The organism is Cyanobium sp. WAJ14-Wanaka, assembly GCF_024345375.1.
GTDB lineage: Bacteria > Cyanobacteriota > Cyanobacteriia > PCC-6307 > Cyanobiaceae > Cyanobium_A.
In genome coordinates this window covers 102,909-123,018 of record NZ_JAGQAZ010000001.1, presented here as the reverse complement: position 1 = coordinate 123,018, position 20,110 = coordinate 102,909, and the positions used below count along the sequence as shown (strand labels likewise).

Genomic DNA, 20,110 nt, shown 5'->3' with positions numbered 1-20,110 from the left:
CAAAACCAGTGGACTGGGCTCAAAACAGCTAGCCACCCAACCTATGGCGCCCCGTAGTTGGGGCAGGTCAGTCGCGGCAGGCCAGCCCCTCCAGCCAGGCCTCGATGCGGGCCGCAAAAGCGGCCTGGGAGGCATGCTGCTCCACCCAGGCCCTGCAGCTGGCCCTATCCACCGCCATCGCCCGCCGGGCAGCAGCCACCAGGGCTTGGCGATCGTCGGGCGGGCAGAGGGCCCCGTTTAAACCCTCCTGCACAAGTTCGGCGGGGCCGCCACGGGCGTAGGCAGCCACGGGCACCCCACAGGCCATCGCCTCCACCAGCACATTGCCGAAGGCCTCGTTCCATTTCGGGGTGTTGAGCAGCACCAGGCAGCGGCCCAGCTCGGCCTGGAGCAACTCCGTGGCCAGAAAACCACGCCAGCAGATGGTTCCTGGCGGCACCGATGCCTCCACGGCATCTGCATAGGCCCCATCTTCCCGGTAGCCCCACACGTGCAGCGGCAGCCCCAGCTGGGCCGCCACCCAGGCCCCATCCTCCAGGCCCTTTTCCGGGGCAATCCGGCCGGCCCAACCCAGCTGCTGCAGGGGCTTGGCCACAAAGTTGTAGCGCGTCAGATCAAAGCCGTTTCCCACCAATCGCGGTGGCTGGGCCAAATCAAAATCCGCCGCCTGGCTGGCGGTATGGAAGGCCAGGTGCTCCGGACAAAGGCGACTGATTTCAGCGATCTGGCTGTCGATCGCCTTGCCCACCGAACCCATGCTCACCAGGTGGGCCAGTGGCGTTTGGGTGTGGGGGGTGAGCCAGAGGGGAAGCCAGTCGTAGGCAAGGTTGAGGATCACCTCAAAGCCGGCCTGCTCCGCCAGGGCTCTACGCCAAAGATGTGCCAAGACCCCATTGGCGGGGATCACGATTTGGTCATTTTGCTCCTGGTGTTGGCAACTGGGTTGGAATTCGCCGGCAACGCACCAGAGCCGGGCCCCGGCGCAAGCAACGGCCAGCTGGGAGCCCTCGGGTGCCAGCACCGTGACCTGGTGACCCCGCCCCAGCAGACCAGCCACCAATGCCGTAGCTGTGAGCTCCACACCGCCGCCGCGGCCACTGCCCAGGGGGCCCACCGGGGTGCTCACCACCAGGATCCTCATCAGGGCTGCCCCTCCGCTGGGCTGCCCTGCCAAAGCTGCTGGCGCCGATTGATCAACAGCACCGAAACCAGGGCCAGGGCCACACCGAGCCACTGGAAGGGCAGCAGGCTTTCATCCAGCAGCCAGACCCCGCACAGCAGGGCAAATACGGGCGTCAAAAAAGTGAGGGCGGTGAAGCCGGTGAGGTCACCGCTGCTGGCAAACCAAAAAAACAGGCCGTAGGCCAGGGCACTGCCAAAAACTGCCGCATAGGCCATCAGGCCCCATTGGAGCCCAGTCCAGGCGGGCAAAAACCCCTGGGCCGGGGGCAGGGCAATGGTGCCGATCAAAAGGGGAATGGCCCCCAGCACCATGTGCCAGCCCGTAATCGCCACAGGATCACTGCGGCGGGCGGCATAGCGGCTCAACACCGTGCCCAGCGCCATGGCGGCCGCCGCCCCCAGCATCCAAAGTTCTCCGTGGCTCCAGGCCTGGGCACCAACCGCCACCGGACCATCCAGCCACCAGTGGCGCAGCAGCGGAGCCGGCAGCCCCAGGCAAAGGATGGCCAGCAGGCCCAGCATCAGGCCAATCCAACCCACCGGATTGATCGCTTCTCCAAACAGGCTGCGGGCCAATAGGGCCACGAGCAAGGGCTGGGAATCGATCAATACCGAGCCCAACCCAGCTCCGGTTTGGCCCAGGCCCCGGGCCAGCAAGCCCTGAAAAATGCTGCCATCCACCAGGGCAAAGGCAATCAGCCAGGGCCAATCAAGGGGATCAATGCGCCAGGAACGGCCCAGGGCCAGGGCCGCCAGCAGCACCAGCACGCCGGCCGGCAGCAGCCTCAAACTGGCCAGCATCAAAGGGCTGGTGCCCTCGAGCAAGGGTCTCATCGCCGCCATTGCCGTGCCCCAGAGGGCAAAGGGCAAAAGCATGGCAATGGCGCGCAGCAAGGGCCCGAGGGGGGGTTCTTTTTAAGATCCAACCACTTCATCCTGACGCAATGCTCTGGCCCTGGCGCCGCAAAACCCGTCGCGCCATGGCGCGGATAGCGATCGAGGGGCCCATTGCAGGTGCCACCCGCACCCGGGTTCTGAAGGCAATCAAACAAGTGCAGGAAAGGGAATGCCCCGCCCTGCTCCTGCGCATCGACAGCCCCGGCGGCACCGTGGGAGATAGCCAGGAAATCCACAGCGCCCTGCTGCGCCTGAAGGAAAAGGGCTGCAAGGTGGTGGCCAGCTTTGGCAACATCTCGGCCTCCGGCGGGGTCTACGTGGGCGTTGCCGCCGACCAGATCGTGGCCAACCCGGGCACCATCACCGGTTCCATCGGGGTGATCCTGCGGGGCAACAACCTCTCCAAATTGCTGGAGAGGTTGGGAGTGAGCTTTGAAACTGTCAAAAGCGGCATTTTCAAAGACATCCTTTCGCCGGATCGGGCCCTGACCGGCGCCGAGCGCGACCTGCTCCAGGGCCTGATCGATTCCAGCTACAACCAATTTGTGGAGGCGGTGGCAACGGGCCGGGGCTTGGACCAGCAGCTGGTGCGGAGCTTTGCCGATGGCAGGGTCTTCACCGGTGCCCAGGCCAAGGAGCTGGGCCTGGTCGACCAACTGGGCGACGAGGAAACCGCCAGGTGCCTGGCCGCTGAATTGGCCGGGCTGGACCCTGAAAAGAGCAAACCGATCACCTTTGGGGCTCCGCCAAAACGCTTTGGCGGGCTGATACCGGGCCGTAGCCAACTGAGGGCGATCGGCCAGGCCCTCAGCCTGGAAATGGCCTGGAGCGGCCAACCCCTTTGGCTTTACCGGCCATGAATTCAGCTTCCCAACTGCGGGCCCTGCGCGGTGCCACCACGGCCGCTGCCAATAGCGCTGAAGCCATCGAAGTGGCCGTAACCGAGCTTGTGGAGGCCCTGGTGGAGCGCAACCGGCTCAACGGCCCCGAGCTGCTCTCGGTCACCTTTTCCGTGACCGCAGATCTGGATGCCTGCTTCCCTGCCGCCATCGCCCGGCGCAGGCCGGGCTGGGAAGGGGTTGCCCTGTTGGATTGCCAGCAAATGGCCGTTAAAGGCGACTTGCCCCGCTGCATTCGCCTGCTGGCCCATGCCTGGATGGATGGCAAGCAACCGGCGATTCACCCCTACCTGCGCGGGGCAGCCCAGCTCAGGCCAGACCGCGCCAGCTAAGGCGCCGACCACCGGCCGCGCCTTGGGGCACGGGAGCTGATGAGAATCTGGTTACTTCTCGGGCTTGCCCCATGGGTTTACGTAATCGCCTTTTGGCCATTGGTGCCTCTGCCCTGGGTGCCGGCGCCATGCCGGCTACGGGCCTGGCCCCCCTGCTGCTGCCAGCCGCCCAGGCCCAGACCACCCCGAGCGTGATGGAATTCCGCTGGGACGCCGACAAGGACTACAAAAAGCTCTACTACTTCGTCAGCAATGCCAGGCCGCTGGCTCGGGCTGACTACTACTTCATCCTCAAACCGAAGGATCGCAAGACGGCAATCCTCAAGCTCAGCATCACTATACCCAAATATTTCGACGCCAAGATTGATCCCAAGCAAATCAAGCTTTGCAAGATGAGTGAGGGGGGCATGCTCAAGCGCACCCGCTGCGAGAAGGACATCCCCGCCACCATTGAGCTGGCCGATAAGGGCAATGCGATCGAGGTGTTCCCCAACACCCCCGTCTCCGACGAAGGCACGATTGGGGTCTACATGCAGATCTTCAACCCCTTCAATCCGGGCATGTATCAGTTCAATGCCCTAGCCCAGGCACCGGGTGACATTCCGATCGCTGGCTACCTGGGCAGCTGGTTGATCCAGCTGGAGCCCCCCAGCAACTAGGCCCCACAAGTCAGCAGGGGCAGCCTGATAGGTTGGCCCCTACGCCCATTCAAGCCGCGACAAGAGGAGCGAGTTAGAGACCATGACCAAGCGCACCCTGGAAGGCACTAGCCGCAAACGCAAGCGCGTATCAGGTTTTCGTGTGCGGATGCGCAGCCACACCGGCCGCCGAGTGATCCGCACCCGCCGCCGCCGCGGCCGCGCCCGCCTGGCCGTTTAGGGCCTTGGCCCTGCCCCAACGCCACCGGCTAAAGGGACAAAAGGTTTTCGATTGCTTGTATCAAAAGGGCCGCAAATACAACGGCCCTTTTTTGATGCTCAGGTTGCTCGAAGCCAGGCCCGCCCTGCTGCCCCTCAGCCAGCGCCAGGCACCAGCCAGTCCGTGGCGTTGCGGCGTGGTGGTGAGCAGCAAGGTCCACAAGCGCTCTGTGCAGCGCAACCGGCTACGGCGGCTGCTCCACAGCCACCTCCTGGGGCTGGTCGGCCAAGAGCAGCAAAAGGCCCTATGGCTGCTGATCAGCCTCAAACCCGGAAGTGCCGAGCGCGAAAGCGCAGACCTCCTGGGAGAATGCAACCAACTTCTGCAGCAAGCCGGCCTAATCCCATGAGCGCAGAGATCCAAGAATCGGTCTTCTACGAAGGTGGACCAGCCAAGGGAGACCTGATCTTCAACCTGCTGCTGGGCCTGACCCTGGTCGGCATTCCCTTTGCGGTGGGTGCGATCGTGCGGGCCCTATGGCTGCGCTATCGGATCACCAGTCGCCGCATTGAGGTCAACGGTGGCTGGCTAGGTCGCGACCGCAGCCAGGTGGTCTATAGCCAAATCCGCGAACTCCGCAGCGTCAGCCGGGGCTTCGGCTTTTGGGGCGACATGGTCGTGGTGCTCAACGATGGCTCCAAGCTGGAAATGCGTTCAGTGCCCAACTTCCGGGGCCTGGAGGAGTTCATCGAGCAGCAGCGGGCCGCCAAAAAAGCTGCTGCCCCCAAGGGCATGGCCGCCTAAACCGCATTTCAACCCCCTGGTCGGGCACACTGGCCACACCGCCTCCTTACCCCAAGCCCCCACTCGCCGTGATCGGCTACATCTCCGACAACCTGCTGCTGCCAATCCTCGATTTCTTCTATGGATTGGTGCCCAGCTACGGGCTGGCGATCATTGCCCTCACGGTGGTGATTCGCCTGGCGCTGTTCCCCCTCAGTGCCGGCTCGATTCGCAATGCAAGGCGCATGCGCATTGCCCAGCCGGTGATGCAGAAGCGCCAGGCTGAGATCAAGGCCAAATACGCCAGCAACCCCCAGAAACAGCAGGAGGAGCTGGGGGGTTTGATGAAGGAATTCGGCAGCCCCCTGGCCGGCTGCCTGCCCCTGGTGGTGCAGATGCCGATCCTGTTTGCCCTATTCGCCACCCTGAGGGGATCACCGTTTGCCGATGTGCCCTACACCTTGAACCTCAAGGTGCTGCCGGCCGAGCAAATCGCAGCGGTGGAGCCCAAGCCGTTCAACAGCGCCAGCCACTCGATTTTTGTCACCGAAACAAACCACGTGCCGGTGATCGCCAGCCTCGAGCAGGGCACCAAGATCGGAGTGGGAGACAAGGTTCAGGTGCAGCTGCACACCAAAACGGGCGACAGCTTCAGCTCCGTGCTGAAGGGGATTGAAGGCGCTGATGCCTTCGAGCCCACCTGGAGCATCACCAAGGGCGAAGGCGTGGTGAGTGTGGACCAAAACGGCAGCATTACCGCCCTGGGCACGGGTGATGCCACGGTGGAAGCCAAGATTCCAGGCCTGGCGGCCCGCAGCGGCTTCCTGTTTATCAAGGCCCTCGGCCAGGTCGGCTTCATGACCGATGGGGCCGTCAACTGGGATATCGCAATCCTGGTGGCCGGCTTTGGCGCCAGCCTGTTTGCATCCCAGATCCTTTCTGGCATGGGCATGCCCGCCAACCCCCAGCAGTCCACGGCCAACAAGATCACGCCGGTAATGATCACGGGCATGTTCCTGTTTTTCCCCCTACCAGCGGGGGTGCTGCTCTACATGGTGATCGCCAACATCTTCCAGGCGCTGCAAACCTTCCTGCTCTCCCGGGAGGCCCTGCCCGACAACCTGCAGGCAATCCTCGACCAACAGCTCACCCAGCAAACCGTCACGGTCACAGCAGGCGGGGCAAATCGCCTGCCTTTTGAACCAAAGGGCAAGAAGTAACTCGGCCCCGAAGCAAGATGAGCGCCTCTGCCATCCCCCCCCTGCGGCCCATGCCAATCCAGGAGCTGAAGCTCCTAGATCAAAGCCACCATTGGCAGATCGACCAGCCCATCGATGGCCTGGACAGCCTCAGGCCGGTGCGGGGCAAGCTCAGCGCTAGGCACCGGGGCAATCTGCTGGAGGTGGAAGGGGAAATGGCCACGGTGATCAGCCTTTGCTGCGACCGCTGCCTCCAGCAGTACAACCAGCCGCTGCGGGCCAAGGCCAGCGAAGTTATTTCCCTAGAAGAGCCCCCCCTCGATGGGGGCGAGGTATTTGAGCTGGAGGGGGCATCGATTGATGCGGCGGTGAGCGAACACCTGGATCCCCGCGGAAATTTTGATCCCGAGCAATGGGTTTATGAGCAGCTCAGCCTGCAGATTCCCCTGGTAAGCAACTGCGGCGCCGCCTGCCCCGGACCCGGCGCCTGGGAAAGTGTGGGCCCAAGCCAAGATCCGCGCTGGGCCGCCCTGGGGCAACTAAAACCATGAGCCCCCTGCAACCGTGAGCTTGGCCTGGGCCGACCAGCTGGACCTATTGATTAGGTCGCGCACGCCGATCCTCTGGATTCGCAGCCTGGAGGAGGAGCGGGTGGAGCGGTTGCTTGAGGCGGCTGCCCAACGGCTGGGGGGCCGCACCCTGCTGCGCTGGGATTTCATCGACGGCCTGGGCGGTGCCCCCAATCGCCAGGGGGAGGCAGCCCGCAATCCGATGGCGGCCCTTTCCTGCATCGACGCCATGGCCCCCGAGCAGGGGGCGATCCTGCTGCTGCGCGATTTCCATCGCTACTGCGATGACGTCGGCATTTGCCGGCGCCTGCGCAACCTGGCCACCAGCCTGCGCCAGGTGCCCCACACCCTGGTCATCAGCGCCCCCGACTGGCAGCTGCCCAGGGAACTGGAGGATTGCATCAGCGTCCTGGAGCTGCCGCTGCCCGATGCGGCAGAAATTGGCCAGCTGCTCAGTGCAATTGCCTCAGCTGGCGGCACACCCCTGGCAGAGGAAATCCTCAGCCAGCTGACGGCCGCCTGCCATGGCCTCAGTGAGCAAAGGGTGCGCCAATTGGCCGCCCGGGCCCTGGCCCGCCATGGCCAGCTGGGCATCGGCGACCTGGCGGAGGTGCTGGAGGAAAAACGCCAGGCGATTGCCCAAAGCGACCTGCTCGAGTACTGCCCCAGCAGCGCCAGCACCGCCGACATGGGTGGGCTGGCGGCCCTGAAGCAATGGCTTGCCCAACGGCACATGGCCTTCAGCGAGGAGGCCCAGCGGTTTGGCCTGCCCCTGCCCCGGGGCGTCCTGCTGGTGGGTCCCCAGGGCACGGGTAAATCGCTCACCGCCAAGGCCATTGCCCACAGCTGGGCGATGCCCCTGTTGAGACTTGATGTGGGCCGCCTATTTGCCGGGCTGGTGGGCGCCAGCGAAGCCCGCACCCGCGACATGATTCAACGGGCCGAGGCCATGGCCCCCTGCGTGCTCTGGATCGACGAAATCGACAAGGGTTTCGGCGGCGACTCCCGCAGCGATGGCGGCACCAGCCAAAGGGTGCTGGCCAGCCTGCTCACCTGGATGGCGGAGAAAACCAGTGCGGTGTTTGTGGTGGCAACAGCCAACGGGGTTGAACGCCTGCCGGGCGAACTACTGCGCAAGGGCCGCTTCGACGAAATCTTCCTGCTGGAGTTACCAAGCACCGCCGAACGCAAGGCAATCCTCGATCTCCAGCTGAGGCGACGGCGACCAGCACACGCGATCCCGCTGGAGGTGCTGGCTGATCGCACGATCGGTTTTTCCGGCGCCGAACTGGAGCAAACCGTGATCGAAGCGATGCACCTGGCCTTTGCCGAACGGCGCGACTTCGGGGAAGCCGACTTGATTGCAGCCGCCAGCCAACTGGTGCCGCTTTCGCGCACGGCCAAGGAACAACTCGATGTTCTGCACCAATGGGCCAGTGGCGGCAGGGCCCGGCCGGCCAGCGGCCCAGATTGCGCTGAGTAACGAACTCAAACTCCAGGTAACAAGAACCCATCGCGGCGATGGCAGACCTGGCCAACGCCCCTACGGTCGATCCAACTCGCTCGCCCTGCCGTGACCCCCACCCCCAGCCCCCGGTCGCACCAAGAGATCACCAGCCAATTGGCGGTGGCCTGCCTCGGCGCCGGAATTGTGACCTCGGTGGCGGTGGCCCAGGGGCAGAACCCCCTTACGGCCCTGGGAATCACCCTGTTTTCAGCTGTTGCCGCAGTAGGGGTCGGCCAAATCCTCTAACTGGCGTTCTCTGCTTCAGCCACCATTGCCAGCTGCAGCTTCGGGATTGGGAAGCCATTGCGGCCCAACACCTCCACCAGCATCCGATTGGTGTCAAATAAAACCTGGACGTAGTGGGCGTTGGGGGTAAAGGGGCGCACCACCAACTTTGGGCCCCGATCGTTTAGCTCAAATACGGCCACTTCCGGCTCCAGGCCTGGTATCTGGTTGGCAACCTGACCTAGGCCCTCGCGGATCAGCAAGATTGCCCGATCTAGATCAGCGCTGTGATCAAGCTGGGCAAAAACCTCCACACGCCGGTAGGGATGCGCTGAAAAATTTTGAATCGTATCGCCAAATAGCTTGCCGTTAGGAACAATGTTGCGGACGTGATCGGGGCCCAGAATTGAGGTGGAAAACATGGCAATTTCCTCAACGGTGCCGGTTACACCAGCCGCACAAATCACATCTCCGACACTGAAGGGCCGAAACAACTGCAGGAAAACACCCGCCGCAAAATTGCCCAACATGCCGCTCCAGGCGGCACCAATTGCCACGCCAGCGCCGGCCAGGAGGGCCGCAAAACTGGCGGTGGGAATGCCAAAGAAGCCCAATATCGCCACCACCAGGATCACCCTCAGCACCGCCGAGAGGATGGCCACCAGGTAGCCGGCCACGGTTAGGTCGAGGCTGCTATGGCGCAGGCCCTTGCGCAGCACCCGCACCGCCAGGTGAATCAACCAACCGCCCACAACCCAAAGGGCCACGGCCCCCAGGAGCTTGAACAGAAAAGGCACCAGCGCATTGGCCACCAGCAGCACCAGATCGGGCAGGGCAAGCGAGCCTGGAATCACGGAAGCAAGGGCGACAAAGCACCCCCAGCATGGATGGGCCATGCTGAAGGCAGCTGGTTTTGGTCTGCCTTGTCGGAATCCTTTGGGCAGAAGCAAGCGCCCCCAAAGGGGGCCTTTGCGGAGCGCTTTCGCCAGCAGCTCCCCGCCCTAGCCAACAAGACCTACTTCAACTACGGCGGCCAGGGGCCCCTGCCGGAAGCCTCCCTAGAAGCGATCACCGCCAGCTGGCGCAGGATCCAGGAGCTGGGGCCCTTCACCGGTGATGTGTGGCCCTTCATCGAGGCCACCAGCGCCCGCCTTCGGCAGCGGTTGGCCCAGGAGTTTGGGGTGCCAAGCCAGCGGGTGGCCTTTACTGAAAATGTGACCTCCGGCTGCGTGCTGCCCCTCTGGGGCTTGCCCTGGCAGCGCGGCGATGAGCTGTTGATCAGTGATTGCGAACACCCAGGGGTGGTGGCCGCCTGCCGGGAATTGGCCCGCCGCGAGGGTCTCCAGATCGCCAGCCTGCCGGTGGCCGATCTGCGCCAGACCCCAGCCGATGCCGAGGCCAGGGTGCTTGAGCGGCTCGAGCAGGCCCTAGGCCCTGCCACCCGCTTGGTGGTGCTCTCCCACCTGCTATGGAACACCGGCCAATTGATGCCGATTGCGGCGGTGGCAAAACAATTGCAGCACCATCCGCGCCAGCCCTGGCTGCTGGTGGATGCGGCCCAATCGCTTGGGGCAATGCCGGTGGCGGAGGCTGCCGCCGCCGCCGACATCTATGCCTGCACCGGCCACAAGTGGTGCTGCGGCCCCGAAGGCCTCGGGGCAATGGCCCTTTCCGAACGGGTCGTTAGGGAGGCCCAACCCACCTTGATCGGCTGGCGCAGCCTCAGCCACGAAAGCAACGGCCAAAGCGGCTTCCACGCCGATAGCCGCCGCTTCGAGGTTGCCACCTCCTGCCTGCCCTTATTTGCGGGGCTCCAAACCTCCCTGGCACTGCTCGATGCGGAGGGCAGCGCCCAGGAGCGGCTAGCCGTAATTCAAGGCCTAAGCCACAGGCTCTGGAGCGGCCTGCAGGCCATTGATGGCATCAGCACCCTGCTGGAAAGTGCCCCCCCAGCTGGGCTCGTGAGCTTCCAGGTGGAGGGGCACAACCCAGAGGAGCTGGTGAAGCAGCTGGGGGCAAAGGGGATCTGGATCCGCAGCCTGGATGATCCCCATTGCCTAAGGGCCTGCACCCACATCAGCACAACTGAAACCGAGATCGATCAGTTGGTCTCGGAACTCAGCACATTGCGGTAAAACCAACCAGCCAAAAGGGCACCAGCGATAGGAGCCAACCAGAACAGCCACAGCTGACCAACTGCCTCACCGCCAACCCATAGGGCCACTCCGGTGCTGCGGGCGGGATTCACTGAGGTATTGGTAACTGGAATACTGATCATGTGGATCAGGGCTAGGGCTAGGCCAATGGCGGCACCGGCAAAACCGACAGGCGCCAGACGATCAGTAGCCCCAATGATCACCAGCAGGAAAAAGAAGGTAAGCACCAGCTCCACGACCAGGGCAGCCCAGAAGCCATAGCCACCAGGGGAATGGGCACCCCAACCATTGGTAGCCAAGGGGTTACTACCTGCCATTACCAATTGGAAGGCCGGGCCACCCGCCACTACCAATTTAATAAAACCGCCAGCCAGAACTCCGCCCGCCACCTGGGCCCCGATGTAGGGAAGCAGATCGGAACCCTTCATGCGACCACTGGCCCAGAGGCCGAAGCTCACCGCGGGATTCAAATGACATCCGGAAATATGGCCGATCGCGTAGGCCATGGTCACCACCGTGAGACCAAAGGCCAAGGCCACACCTAGAAAACCCAGACCAAAGGGGTTTCCTGGCGCGATATCTGCACCCGTCTGATAGGGGAAATTGGCGGCGATTGCAGCACTACCGCAACCTCCAAACACCAACCAAAATGTACCAAAAGCCTCTGCTAATAGCTTTTTGGCCATGGGAACTGGAGATGACACTGGTACTTGAAAAACAACTCTAAAAACGTATCTCCCTATCCCAAAAAAGCCAGAACCTAGGGCTTAGCCTTCGCATTGTTCAACACGCCCACCTGGATCGGCGGGGTTTAGCCGTGTGGTCGTGCCCGCAGACCCTTCTCCGCCTCTTCGCGATCGTCGAAATGAACCTTGCTGGTACCAAGGATTTGGTAGTCCTCATGGCCCTTACCGGCGATTAGCACCAGATCCTCAGGAGCTGCAGCGGCAATCGCCAGCCTGATCGCAGCGGCCCGATCCGCCTCCACCTGCAGGGCCGTGCCGGCGGGAATGCCAGCCACCACATCCGCCAGGATCTGGGCCGGCTCCTCGGTGCGGGGGTTGTCGGAGGTGAGCACGAGCTGGTCGGCCAACCGGGCAGCAATCGCCCCCATCAGCGGCCGCTTGCTGCGGTCGCGGTCACCACCACAGCCAAAAACGCAAATCAAACGGCCCGAGGTGAAGGGGCGGCAGGCGCCGAGGGCACTCTCCAGGCCATCTGGGGTGTGGGCGTAATCCACCAACACGGCGGGCAAGGGGCCCTGGGCTGCCCCCAGGCTGACCCGCTCCATCCGGCCCGGCACCCCCTTGAAGCTGCCAAGCGCCCCCAACAACAGGGGCAAGGGCACCCCTTGCTGCACCAGGGAACCCACCGCCTGCAGCAGATTCATCAGGTTGAAACGACCCACCAAAGGCGACTGAAATTGGCCTGAACCATGGGGTGTCACCAGGGTGCCGGCCATGCCGCCAGAGCCGAGCTGGAGGTCACGCACGTGCAGCTCGGCGGTGGGATCCTCCAGGGAGCTGCGCCAACAGCAATCCCCCAGCTGGCTGGCCAGCCGATCAATCAGGCGCCGGCCCCAGGCGTCGTCGCCATTGATCACCACTCCCTTGGCACAGCCCTGGCCGCCCACCTGGCCGCCCGCCTGGCCGCCCAACTGGAGATAGGGGGCTGCAAACAGGCGGGCCTTGGCCTCGAAATAGGCCTCCATTGAAAGGTGGTAATCGAGGTGGTCCTGGCTGAGGTTGCTGAACACCGCTCCGGCGAATTGGCAGCCGGCCACCCTTTGCTGATCGAGGGCATGGGAACTCACCTCCATCGCCCCCACCATCGCTCCGGCCTCCACCGCCTGGGCCAATTGGGCCTGCAGCACATCGGCAAAGGCCGTGGTGTGTTGGGCCGTGACGCTATGGCCCGGCCAGCGGTTCACCAAGGTGCCAAATAGGGCCGTGGGACGGCCCGTTTCCGCGGCCAAATGTTCAATCAGGTGGGTGATGGTGGTTTTGCCATTGGTGCCCGTCACCCCGATCAGGGCCAAACGCTGGCTGGGCCGGCCCCAAAACTCCGCCGCCAATTCCCCAGCCCAACGGGCCACCGGACCATCCACCACCAGCACCGGATCCGCAGGGCCCGGTGGATTTGCAGCTGCTGCTGCTGCCCCAATCAGGGCCACCTCCGCGCCGGCCTGCAGGGCCTGGGGCCAAAACTGACCCCCATCCACCTGGTTGCCAGGCAGCCCCACAAACAGGGTGCCCGGCCCAACCCGGCGCGAATCACAGCTAAGCCCCGTCAGGTCGGCATTCGGCAAGCCTTCTGGCACCTCCAATCCCAGCTGACGCAGGAGCGGATGGAGCAGCAGGGCCATGGCGGGGCAACCGTCTTAGTGCCTATCTAAGCGCCTTGGCCAGGGAAACCGTTTTTAAGCAGCCAATCGGCCAGGCTTTTACCCATCAGGCGGGGCGGCACCCGGGGCAATTCCCGCCAGGGGCGGGTCCCGGCCACCTCCCCCTGCGGAGCGGGTATCGCCAGCACCGGCACCTCCAACCCATAGCGCGCCTGGAGGGCCGGATCACCATCCACATCAACCAAGCTGAGGGCCACAACTGGCGTAAGGGCCCGTAATTTTTCCTCCAGGCCCTCACATAGGCAGCAGCCGGCCCTGGTGAACAGCAACAGCTCGCCCATGGCTGATCCCTCCATTAATCGGGCACTGGATCGCAACCGCAGGGTGTCCAGGGGTGGCAACGCAACAGGCGCCGCAGGGTCAGCCAGCTACCCCGCAGGGCCCCATGGCGGGCAATTGCCTCCAACCCGTAGGCGCTACAGCTGGGAATGAAGCGGCAGCGGGGGCCGAGTAGGGGCGAAAACCACTGGCGATAGAAGCCAATCAGGGCAAGCAGCACGGCACCCACAACCCCCTGGGCCTCGGCATTGGGGCCAACCGATAGGATCGATCGTTGGCGCAGCACGACTCAAGCCTGTAGGGATTTATCCAGCATGCTTGATCCGGCCTCGCCACGGGCCTTTCGGGCCCAATTTTGTCCCTTGATTTCTTTTCATGTCTCGCTACCGCGGCCCTCGCTTGAGGATCACGCGGCGCTTGGGAGACCTTCCCGGTCTCACCCGTAAGTCCGCCAAGCGGTCTTATCCCCCCGGTCAGCACGGCCAAGCCCGTCGCAAGCGCTCCGAATACGCCATCCGCCTCGAAGAGAAGCAAAAACTTCGCTTCAACTACGGCATTTCCGAACGTCAGCTGGTTCGCTACGTGAAGAAAGCCCGTGCCCAGGAGGGTTCCACCGGAACCAACCTGCTCAAGCTTTTGGAAAACAGGCTCGACAACGTCTGCTTCCGCCTTGGCTTTGGCCCCACCGTTCCCGGTGCCCGCCAGTTGGTGAACCATGGCCACGTGACCGTGAACGGCCGCGTGGTGGACATCGCCAGCTTCCAGTGCAAGGCCGGCGACCAGGTCGCCATCCGCGAGCGCAAGCAAAGCAAGTTGTTGGCTGAAGGCAACCTGGCATTCCCAGGCCTGGCCAACATCCCGCCCCACCTTGAGCTCGACAAGAACAAACTCACCGCCAAGGTGATCAGCAAGTGCGAACGCGAATGGGTCGCCCTTGAGATCAACGAACTCCTGGTGGTGGAGTTCTACAGCCGCAAGGTCTGATTCTCGACCGTTGTTATCGTCTATGCCCCTGGTCAGTCAAAGCGACCGGCCAGGGGCTTTTTGTGGTTTTCCTAGGCCAATCTTCCGCAAAGCGCCCTCCCCAAACGACTACCCCACGCCGGGAATTAGGCCCGACTTGAGTGGAGCGCACATCCAATTCAAACTCCAATCAAGATTTGCCAGGGGCGCAATAAATGGGTGTGGATCTAACTATCAGCGAGCCAGCAAGATTCAGGCATGCCAACCGAGAACGGCAACACATACATAACCAACCACAATGGAGACCTGGACAATCAATTCGAACCTATCCTGCTGCATTAAATAATTACCCCCATCCCCAACGCGATTACCACGAGAATGGGCATTAGACGACAAAACGAAAAGAATGTAGATCAAAATGCAGACGCAATAGCTGTATGCATAGAGTTGATCAAGGTAAGTAAGATAAGGCACCTCAGGGAAGCTTGCCTTATAGCCAAGATGCAGGAATATTAATGTCAGCAAGGCAGCTGTTGGGATCGCCAGGCGCGAGTCGCCCAACTTCCCATCCAGGGAAGGAGCCATTACCACGATGCCCATAACCACCACGAGCGGCAATATCCACTGAACGAAAACAGCCCAGAAGCCTGGGTCATAAGTAAAAAGAGCAGTTGCCCTGCTGTACCTTGTCTGGCTTCCCGTTGGAGCATCAGGACTAGACAGATAGCTAGCAACAGCCCGTTGCCAGCTGGTTTTGATAAGGCGAAAGCCACTTATATTTGAAAATTCACCGGCTATCGGGTCGGCGGTGGTATTCAATTCTGGGCTCAGAGATACAAATCTCGATTCACTGCTGAGCTCACTATCATCTACTTCGATGATGATTGGCAAGATCAGCCGATCAAAGGGAGAGTTCTCGAGATTAACATTAGGGATGAAGAACTTACCTGAATAAAACACTGACAACGAATACACCTTCCTGCCACCAATCTGCCTGCTAAATATTGCAGTGCGCTCGATTACAGTTGAATCACGATCAACAAGATTGACAATCTCGACGATCCCATCTAAAGCGATTTTGTGACGGGCAATCATATCCTGAACCTCCTGGCCCCATTGGAGCCAATAGAAGCCTTCAGCGCTAAAGCTTTGTTCAGGAAGGTTGATATTTTGAATTGTTCTGACTCTGACCGTCAAATTGATATCAAGATCGGCAGGCTTTCCTTTTTCGTTGATGGTCTCAACTGAGACGTAGCTTCTAGTACTTGGGGTATCATGGGGCTGGGGATTGTGCGGCAACAGCCTTGGAGCGCTGAACTGAAAGAACCCAATGATCAGTAGTGAAGTGAACAGCGCGAGATACAGCTGTGCCAGCCTAGGTTTGAGCTGCATGTGAGCACCTAGAAGATTGCCTGAATTATGGATGCTTGATGCGAGGTGCGCAATCAATTGGGGCATACCCCCTAGTAAATCTTGACATCACGTCGGTCCATTTGTATACTTTATTGAGTTTTAAACCTTTCAACAATATGGCCACAGATCAAATGTTTAAGCCCCTTGGTCCCGCACCGATTCAGGATCCCTTCAGAGCACGTTTAAGCATAGGAAATCCTTGGGGCAGCGGCATTGCAACTGGTGCTGTTAGTAGCCTTTTCATGGTGCAGGATAACAACACTAAAGATGGCATCCTCTACGCTGGCGCCGCTGGGGGAGGTGTGTGGGGAAGGCCGTACACAGGGGCAACAGATGCATGGGGCCAATGGACTTGGCTAAGCGGCTCTAATGGATACGAAGGAGCTCAATCAATTTCCAAGATAAAGGTTTCTGATGATAACAAGTGGCTAATTTCAGGCCAAGGAGCCACAAGTAGCTTTGGAGATTTGTCCGGCTTGATAGACAAACCCCTGCAGGTTGCAGAAAGGCTTGCCGGCGGCTCCCTAAAATGGATTGCGAATGTTGGAAATAGCCAAGAAAATCTAAAAGGAAAAGCCATCACCTCCCTAGAGATTGCTGATGACATTGTTGTTGCAGGAACTAAAACGGGTCTCTTCATTGGCTCAATTGATTTAGAAGGCAAGCTCACAACCCTGGGAGCAGCAGCGAACCTGAGCGGATCCACCAGTAGTAATATATCATCGATTGCTAAATCAAGTTCCGGTCGCCTTTATGCGGCTGTAATTGGCAAGGGTATATACACATCAACAATTTCTGAACTCAGCCAAGCTCCCTTAAGGGAATGGAAGCTGATAGACAGCTCAGAGACGCTATGCCGTGACAAATCAATGTTACGAGTAGCAACATCAAAAGATCCAGCGACGGGCAAAGATATTCTCTTCCTGGCGACAGCTAGTGCTAGCGAGCTCTATGACTCAATAAATAAAGTTATTTATGATGAAAAGGTTACTAATTTAATCTGGCAAAAAGAAGATGTACTTGGCAGGATTGGAAATGGTCAAGCTACAATTCATTCATCCTTTGCCTCCAATCCTATAAACCCAGAACAGGTATTTGCAGGCGGAAATTGGGGGCCAGGTGAGTTCAAGAATGGTACATGGGTTACGACATATCTAGGAGCTACCGGAGCAATCGTAGCTACAGATTTCAGCGGCATTCAACCAAAATTTACTAATCTCTTTCCCTCAAAAGAAGAGGATAAAAACAGCGATGGCACTGCACCGCATGCCGATTCCAGAGATATTGCTTTTATGCAAACGCTCTCTGGGGTAACACGCATTATCGAATCAGATGATGGTGGCATCTATATCAAAGATCTGGGTACAAGCAAAGACATCGACACAACAAAGCCCTGGAAAGGTTTAAATGATGGCCTACGTATCACCGAAAGCTTCAGCTCAGATTGGAGCAGTATTGGCAACCTTGCCATTACGGCGATGCAGGATAATGCCACAGCAGTTGGGCGCTTTGGAAATCAGCCTGGCTGGTTAAATGTCACAGGTGGAGATGGTGCAATAGCGAGATTTGATGATGGAATCGTAGGTAGCGATGGCATCAGCAGGGCTTACTTTGCCTCTCAACAATATGGTGCAAGAGGAATTGTAGAGCAGAATTCATATGACCATTCAGGCACGCTTCTCTCTAGTGATTTTCTAAACCTAAGCATCATTGATAAGTATCGCAATTTTCAAGACTGGTTTGATTATGAAAACACCTGGTACGGCGCTGCTGCTTACCCCTTCTATCATCCAGCAGAAACAAGTGAGTACCGCGCTGGAGACATTGTCTTTTCAGGAATGCGCAATATCTACGAGCAGGTTTTCCCGCACTGGCAGTCGGTAACATTAGGAGAGATGCTGCTTGTTTCATTAATAGCCGAAGATACAGATAAACCTAGATACTTCACTGAAGTTGCCATAGGGTCTAATCAAGCATTTCAGTTCAAGGATCAGAAGCCCTACAGCTGGGACGCATTATACGCAAGTTTCTTACAGTCTGAAGATGTAGGAGGTACCCCCACCCCCACGGCAAAACTATTTGGCCGCAAAGCATCAGCAAGCACACAGCAAGACTGGTTTAAGAATGTAGAGGCTTATCAGTTAAAGGATCTCTCCGCAAATCTGCCGAAGGTCGTCCAGGGAAATACAATAACTGGTATTGCATTCAATCCGAATAACCCAGACGAAATTTGGGCTACAGTTGCATCCACTAAAATCGCGTACATACAACAATTAAATAGGCCTACAGCTGATTATTTCTCAGCCTCTTATCTAATTTATAGCCCAGATGGTGGCCTAAACTGGAGTATAGCGGCAGAGTCTGGTAAGAATGGAATTCCAGCTACGGCAAGCCTACAGCAGGTTGTATACGCCCCTAAAACTGAAAGTGCTGAAGCTGAATTATTCCTAAGTGGCTATGGAGGTGCGTGGCGTGCATCAGTGGGGGCCACGAATTATCCCAGCACCTTCAAGCCAGTTGGATGGCAAGGTGCTGGAGATGACAATAATTTTAACATGTGGATTACGAATCTTGAGTATGATTTAAAAGATGATCTTGTTATTGCAAGTGTGATGGCTCAAGGCGCCTGGCTCCTTAGTCGCTCGAATAAAGAACTTGAGCAACTAGAAGAAACTAAAGCTGGCTTTAGAATTAATGAAGCCATCATCCCTCAGGATATATCCACACTAAGAAATCGAAAAAAAAGGTCTATTTTTGCATCGATTGAGATTTCCCTGCAGAGAAGCGAGAATAACTTAGACAAAGAAGCAACAGTTGAATTGGTTTTGCCAAGTGATGCTAGCAAGTACCTACAACCTTATGTCAACGAAGAAAATATCATCAATAGCAGTAGTAACAGGTATTTATTTAGATTTCCAAGTGGAGTTAATGAAATTAGCGTAGAATTTGGCTCTAATCTTAATTTCATAACTTTGCCGGACAAGTTAATTAATTTTAAGCTTGAAAATGCCACTAACGCAACAATAGCTGATGGTTCAGGCAGCATATTTCTCTATGCAACTACTGATATGATTACATTGAATCAAGAGGTAGAGGGAGTATTTTATTCAAACAAATCTGGATACGAAACGGATGAAAAATTGCCGTCGCAGGCCCAGCAGCTGGCGATTTTAATGCCTAGGGCAAATCTTAAGGCTGGTGAGCAGTTATTTTGGTACCCAGTAAATAGTGACGGCTCAATCCAGAACGGCCAGATTGCTATAAAGCCAAAAGATCCATCATATCTAAATCTGGCAAAAAGTATGTTTAGCTATCTCGCTACCTCTCGCGAATCTTATGATTCGCATGCGCTTAGCCCGGAAAAAGCATTGGAAGCTTTTTCGAATCCCAGCGCGATTCTAAGCAGTGAAGGGATTTCAATTGGAGATCTTGCAACAGCGGCTGGCACCACACTGCCCTCCGCTGATCGATTCGCACTTGCATTGCAAGATATAGAAGGGAACGTGAGGCTTTCTACCCTAGGTTTTAGTATTAATTCCAGCCCAGAATTGGATAATAGTGTTGTATTTGGAGCTCCTGGCATTGGATCACAGGTTGTATTGGCGCCTGGCGAGGGGCAGCTTTTTATGGTAGACGAGCTCACTTACTACGCTGCAAGCAATGCTGGCAGTTCGAATGTTGATTTCAATCTCGATGTGGCTAGATTCAGTAGCAACCTATCAGGATATGGATTATTTCGTGTAGATAACACTTACGGCCACTTCCTGTTTGGAGATAAGGGGAGACTAACTAATCCCTTGGAACCGGGTAGCGTTGAATACGCCAGAGAGGCTTTTAGGCGATCGCAGACGAATACGGTAGATGGGATTACAGGTTTGCCCATTCCTGGCTTTGCTCAAACGAGCAGATCTTCAATTCAACTTGCTAAGGGAAACTCATATTCTCTTTTTATCACTCCTAATCAGGTGCTAGCTTCGCCGGATCAGATCGATAGCCTGTCTGAGATCTTGTTTTCAGTTAAAGAGGCAAATCTTGGGAAGGATCTTCAGCATGTCTCCTTTGGCACTGGCTACTTTGCCTTTGAGGATATGGGCTTGCGGGGAGATCGCGACTTCAATGACATGCTCTTTGCAATTACACCAGTAGTTCAACCTATTGTGTAGCTGCTGAAGCCCCTGATCCTGCTGTTGGATACGAGTTCTTAGCGATGCCTGAGCACGCCTAGAACCACTAGCCCAACTACTGACGTAAAACTTCCAGGCCTCCACGGAAAGTCCAGATCACGGCGTTGCTCTAGACACCCAATGGCATCAAGCCTGGAGACCACAGAACAATTGGAGCAAGCCTCCCAGGCAGTAAGAACGGCTCTTCAATTAACTTTCCACCCTGCGAAATCAGCCCCATAGGTCGCGGGGCTAGAGGTAGGGGGCTAGGGACCGCTGCC

21 protein-coding genes are annotated in these 20,110 nt (G+C 58.5%); 13 read left to right on the top strand and 8 right to left on the bottom strand.

Annotation, left to right across the window (positions count from 1 at the left end; translation table 11 throughout):
- Positions 1-67: 67 nt before the first annotated feature.
- Together KBY49_RS00795 and KBY49_RS00790 are read right to left on the bottom strand one after the other, a co-directional pair.
- A complete protein-coding gene (locus tag KBY49_RS00795) occupies positions 68-1,141 on the bottom strand; it encodes a glycosyltransferase (protein WP_254932885.1) in 1,074 nt (357 codons plus the stop codon).
- The gene (locus tag KBY49_RS00790; protein WP_254933956.1) at positions 1,141-2,058 is read right to left on the bottom strand and encodes a DMT family transporter; all 918 of its coding nucleotides are present in this window, start codon (positions 2,056-2,058) and stop codon (positions 1,141-1,143) included. The genes KBY49_RS00795 and KBY49_RS00790 overlap by 1 nt, the downstream gene beginning before the upstream one ends.
- Before the next feature lie 68 nt (positions 2,059-2,126).
- Here KBY49_RS00790 and sppA point away from each other — a divergent pair, with 68 nt between their 5' ends.
- The 10 genes from sppA (at position 2,127) to KBY49_RS00740 (ending at position 8,472) form a co-directional block, all read left to right on the top strand.
- Positions 2,127-2,939 (top strand): signal peptide peptidase SppA, encoded by an 813-nt coding sequence (gene sppA / locus KBY49_RS00785; protein ID WP_254932884.1) that lies wholly within the window; start codon positions 2,127-2,129, stop codon positions 2,937-2,939.
- Complete coding sequence (aroH, locus tag KBY49_RS00780; protein WP_254932883.1) at positions 2,936-3,310, top strand: chorismate mutase; 375 nt, start codon at positions 2,936-2,938, stop codon at positions 3,308-3,310. The genes sppA and aroH overlap by 4 nt, the downstream gene beginning before the upstream one ends.
- A 71-nt stretch (positions 3,311-3,381) precedes the next feature.
- Positions 3,382-3,969, top strand: coding sequence for a DUF2808 domain-containing protein (locus tag KBY49_RS00775; RefSeq protein WP_254932882.1), 588 nt, complete (start codon positions 3,382-3,384; stop codon positions 3,967-3,969).
- A gap of 82 nt (positions 3,970-4,051) precedes the next feature.
- The gene (gene rpmH, locus KBY49_RS00770) at positions 4,052-4,189 is read left to right on the top strand and encodes a 50S ribosomal protein L34 (protein WP_006170261.1); all 138 of its coding nucleotides are present in this window, start codon (positions 4,052-4,054) and stop codon (positions 4,187-4,189) included.
- A gap of 4 nt (positions 4,190-4,193) precedes the next feature.
- The gene (gene rnpA / locus KBY49_RS00765; RefSeq protein ID WP_254932881.1) at positions 4,194-4,577 is read left to right on the top strand and encodes a ribonuclease P protein component; all 384 of its coding nucleotides are present in this window, start codon (positions 4,194-4,196) and stop codon (positions 4,575-4,577) included.
- Positions 4,574-4,972 carry a PH domain-containing protein gene (locus KBY49_RS00760; RefSeq protein ID WP_254932880.1) on the top strand — a complete coding sequence of 133 codons (399 nt, stop codon included), beginning with the start codon at positions 4,574-4,576 and terminating at the stop codon, positions 4,970-4,972. The genes rnpA and KBY49_RS00760 overlap by 4 nt, the downstream gene beginning before the upstream one ends.
- Positions 4,973-5,040: 68 nt before the next feature.
- Positions 5,041-6,171: a membrane protein insertase YidC gene (yidC, locus tag KBY49_RS00755; RefSeq protein WP_254932879.1), complete on the top strand. Its 1,131-nt coding sequence runs from the start codon at positions 5,041-5,043 to the stop codon at positions 6,169-6,171.
- Between the two features lie 17 nt (positions 6,172-6,188).
- Positions 6,189-6,701, top strand: a complete 513-nt coding sequence (locus tag KBY49_RS00750) for a DUF177 domain-containing protein (RefSeq protein ID WP_254932878.1) — start codon at positions 6,189-6,191, stop codon at positions 6,699-6,701.
- A 13-nt stretch (positions 6,702-6,714) separates the two neighbouring features.
- On the top strand, positions 6,715-8,202 hold the full coding sequence (locus tag KBY49_RS00745; protein WP_254932877.1) for an AAA family ATPase: 1,488 nt from the start codon (positions 6,715-6,717) through the stop codon (positions 8,200-8,202).
- Between the two features lie 90 nt (positions 8,203-8,292).
- The gene (locus KBY49_RS00740) at positions 8,293-8,472 is read left to right on the top strand and encodes a hypothetical protein (protein ID WP_254932876.1); all 180 of its coding nucleotides are present in this window, start codon (positions 8,293-8,295) and stop codon (positions 8,470-8,472) included.
- Here the strand turns inward: KBY49_RS00740 and KBY49_RS00735 are convergent.
- Positions 8,469-9,305: a mechanosensitive ion channel family protein gene (locus KBY49_RS00735; protein WP_254932875.1), complete on the bottom strand. Its 837-nt coding sequence runs from the start codon at positions 9,303-9,305 to the stop codon at positions 8,469-8,471. The genes KBY49_RS00740 and KBY49_RS00735 overlap by 4 nt on opposite strands.
- A gap of 69 nt (positions 9,306-9,374) precedes the next feature.
- Between KBY49_RS00735 and KBY49_RS00730 the strand changes: the two genes are divergently transcribed.
- On the top strand, positions 9,375-10,586 hold the full coding sequence (locus KBY49_RS00730) for an aminotransferase class V-fold PLP-dependent enzyme (protein ID WP_254932874.1): 1,212 nt from the start codon (positions 9,375-9,377) through the stop codon (positions 10,584-10,586).
- Here the strand turns inward: KBY49_RS00730 and aqpZ are convergent.
- The 4 genes from aqpZ to yidD form a co-directional block, all read right to left on the bottom strand.
- Complete coding sequence (gene aqpZ / locus KBY49_RS00725) at positions 10,553-11,293, bottom strand: aquaporin Z (RefSeq protein WP_254932873.1); 741 nt, start codon at positions 11,291-11,293, stop codon at positions 10,553-10,555. The genes KBY49_RS00730 and aqpZ overlap by 34 nt on opposite strands.
- Before the next feature lie 125 nt (positions 11,294-11,418).
- The gene (locus tag KBY49_RS00720; protein WP_254932872.1) at positions 11,419-12,972 is read right to left on the bottom strand and encodes a UDP-N-acetylmuramoyl-L-alanyl-D-glutamate--2,6-diaminopimelate ligase; all 1,554 of its coding nucleotides are present in this window, start codon (positions 12,970-12,972) and stop codon (positions 11,419-11,421) included.
- Positions 12,973-12,998: 26 nt separating this feature from the next.
- Positions 12,999-13,292 carry a glutaredoxin family protein gene (locus KBY49_RS00715; protein ID WP_254932871.1) on the bottom strand — a complete coding sequence of 98 codons (294 nt, stop codon included), beginning with the start codon at positions 13,290-13,292 and terminating at the stop codon, positions 12,999-13,001.
- Between the two features lie 14 nt (positions 13,293-13,306).
- Positions 13,307-13,573, bottom strand: a complete 267-nt coding sequence (gene yidD, locus KBY49_RS00710; protein ID WP_254933955.1) for a membrane protein insertion efficiency factor YidD — start codon at positions 13,571-13,573, stop codon at positions 13,307-13,309.
- Between the two features lie 92 nt (positions 13,574-13,665).
- On the opposite strand from yidD, the gene rpsD reads away from it, so the two are divergent.
- Positions 13,666-14,274, top strand: a complete 609-nt coding sequence (rpsD, locus tag KBY49_RS00705; protein WP_254932870.1) for a 30S ribosomal protein S4 — start codon at positions 13,666-13,668, stop codon at positions 14,272-14,274.
- A 231-nt stretch (positions 14,275-14,505) separates the two neighbouring features.
- On the opposite strand, the gene KBY49_RS00700 is transcribed toward rpsD, so the two are convergent.
- Positions 14,506-15,711 carry a hypothetical protein gene (locus tag KBY49_RS00700; RefSeq protein WP_254932869.1) on the bottom strand — a complete coding sequence of 402 codons (1,206 nt, stop codon included), beginning with the start codon at positions 15,709-15,711 and terminating at the stop codon, positions 14,506-14,508.
- 47 nt (positions 15,712-15,758) lie between these two features.
- Here KBY49_RS00700 and KBY49_RS00695 point away from each other — a divergent pair, with 47 nt between their 5' ends.
- On the top strand, positions 15,759-19,829 hold the full coding sequence (locus KBY49_RS00695) for a DUF4114 domain-containing protein (protein ID WP_254932868.1): 4,071 nt from the start codon (positions 15,759-15,761) through the stop codon (positions 19,827-19,829).
- Positions 19,830-20,110 lie beyond the last annotated feature (281 nt).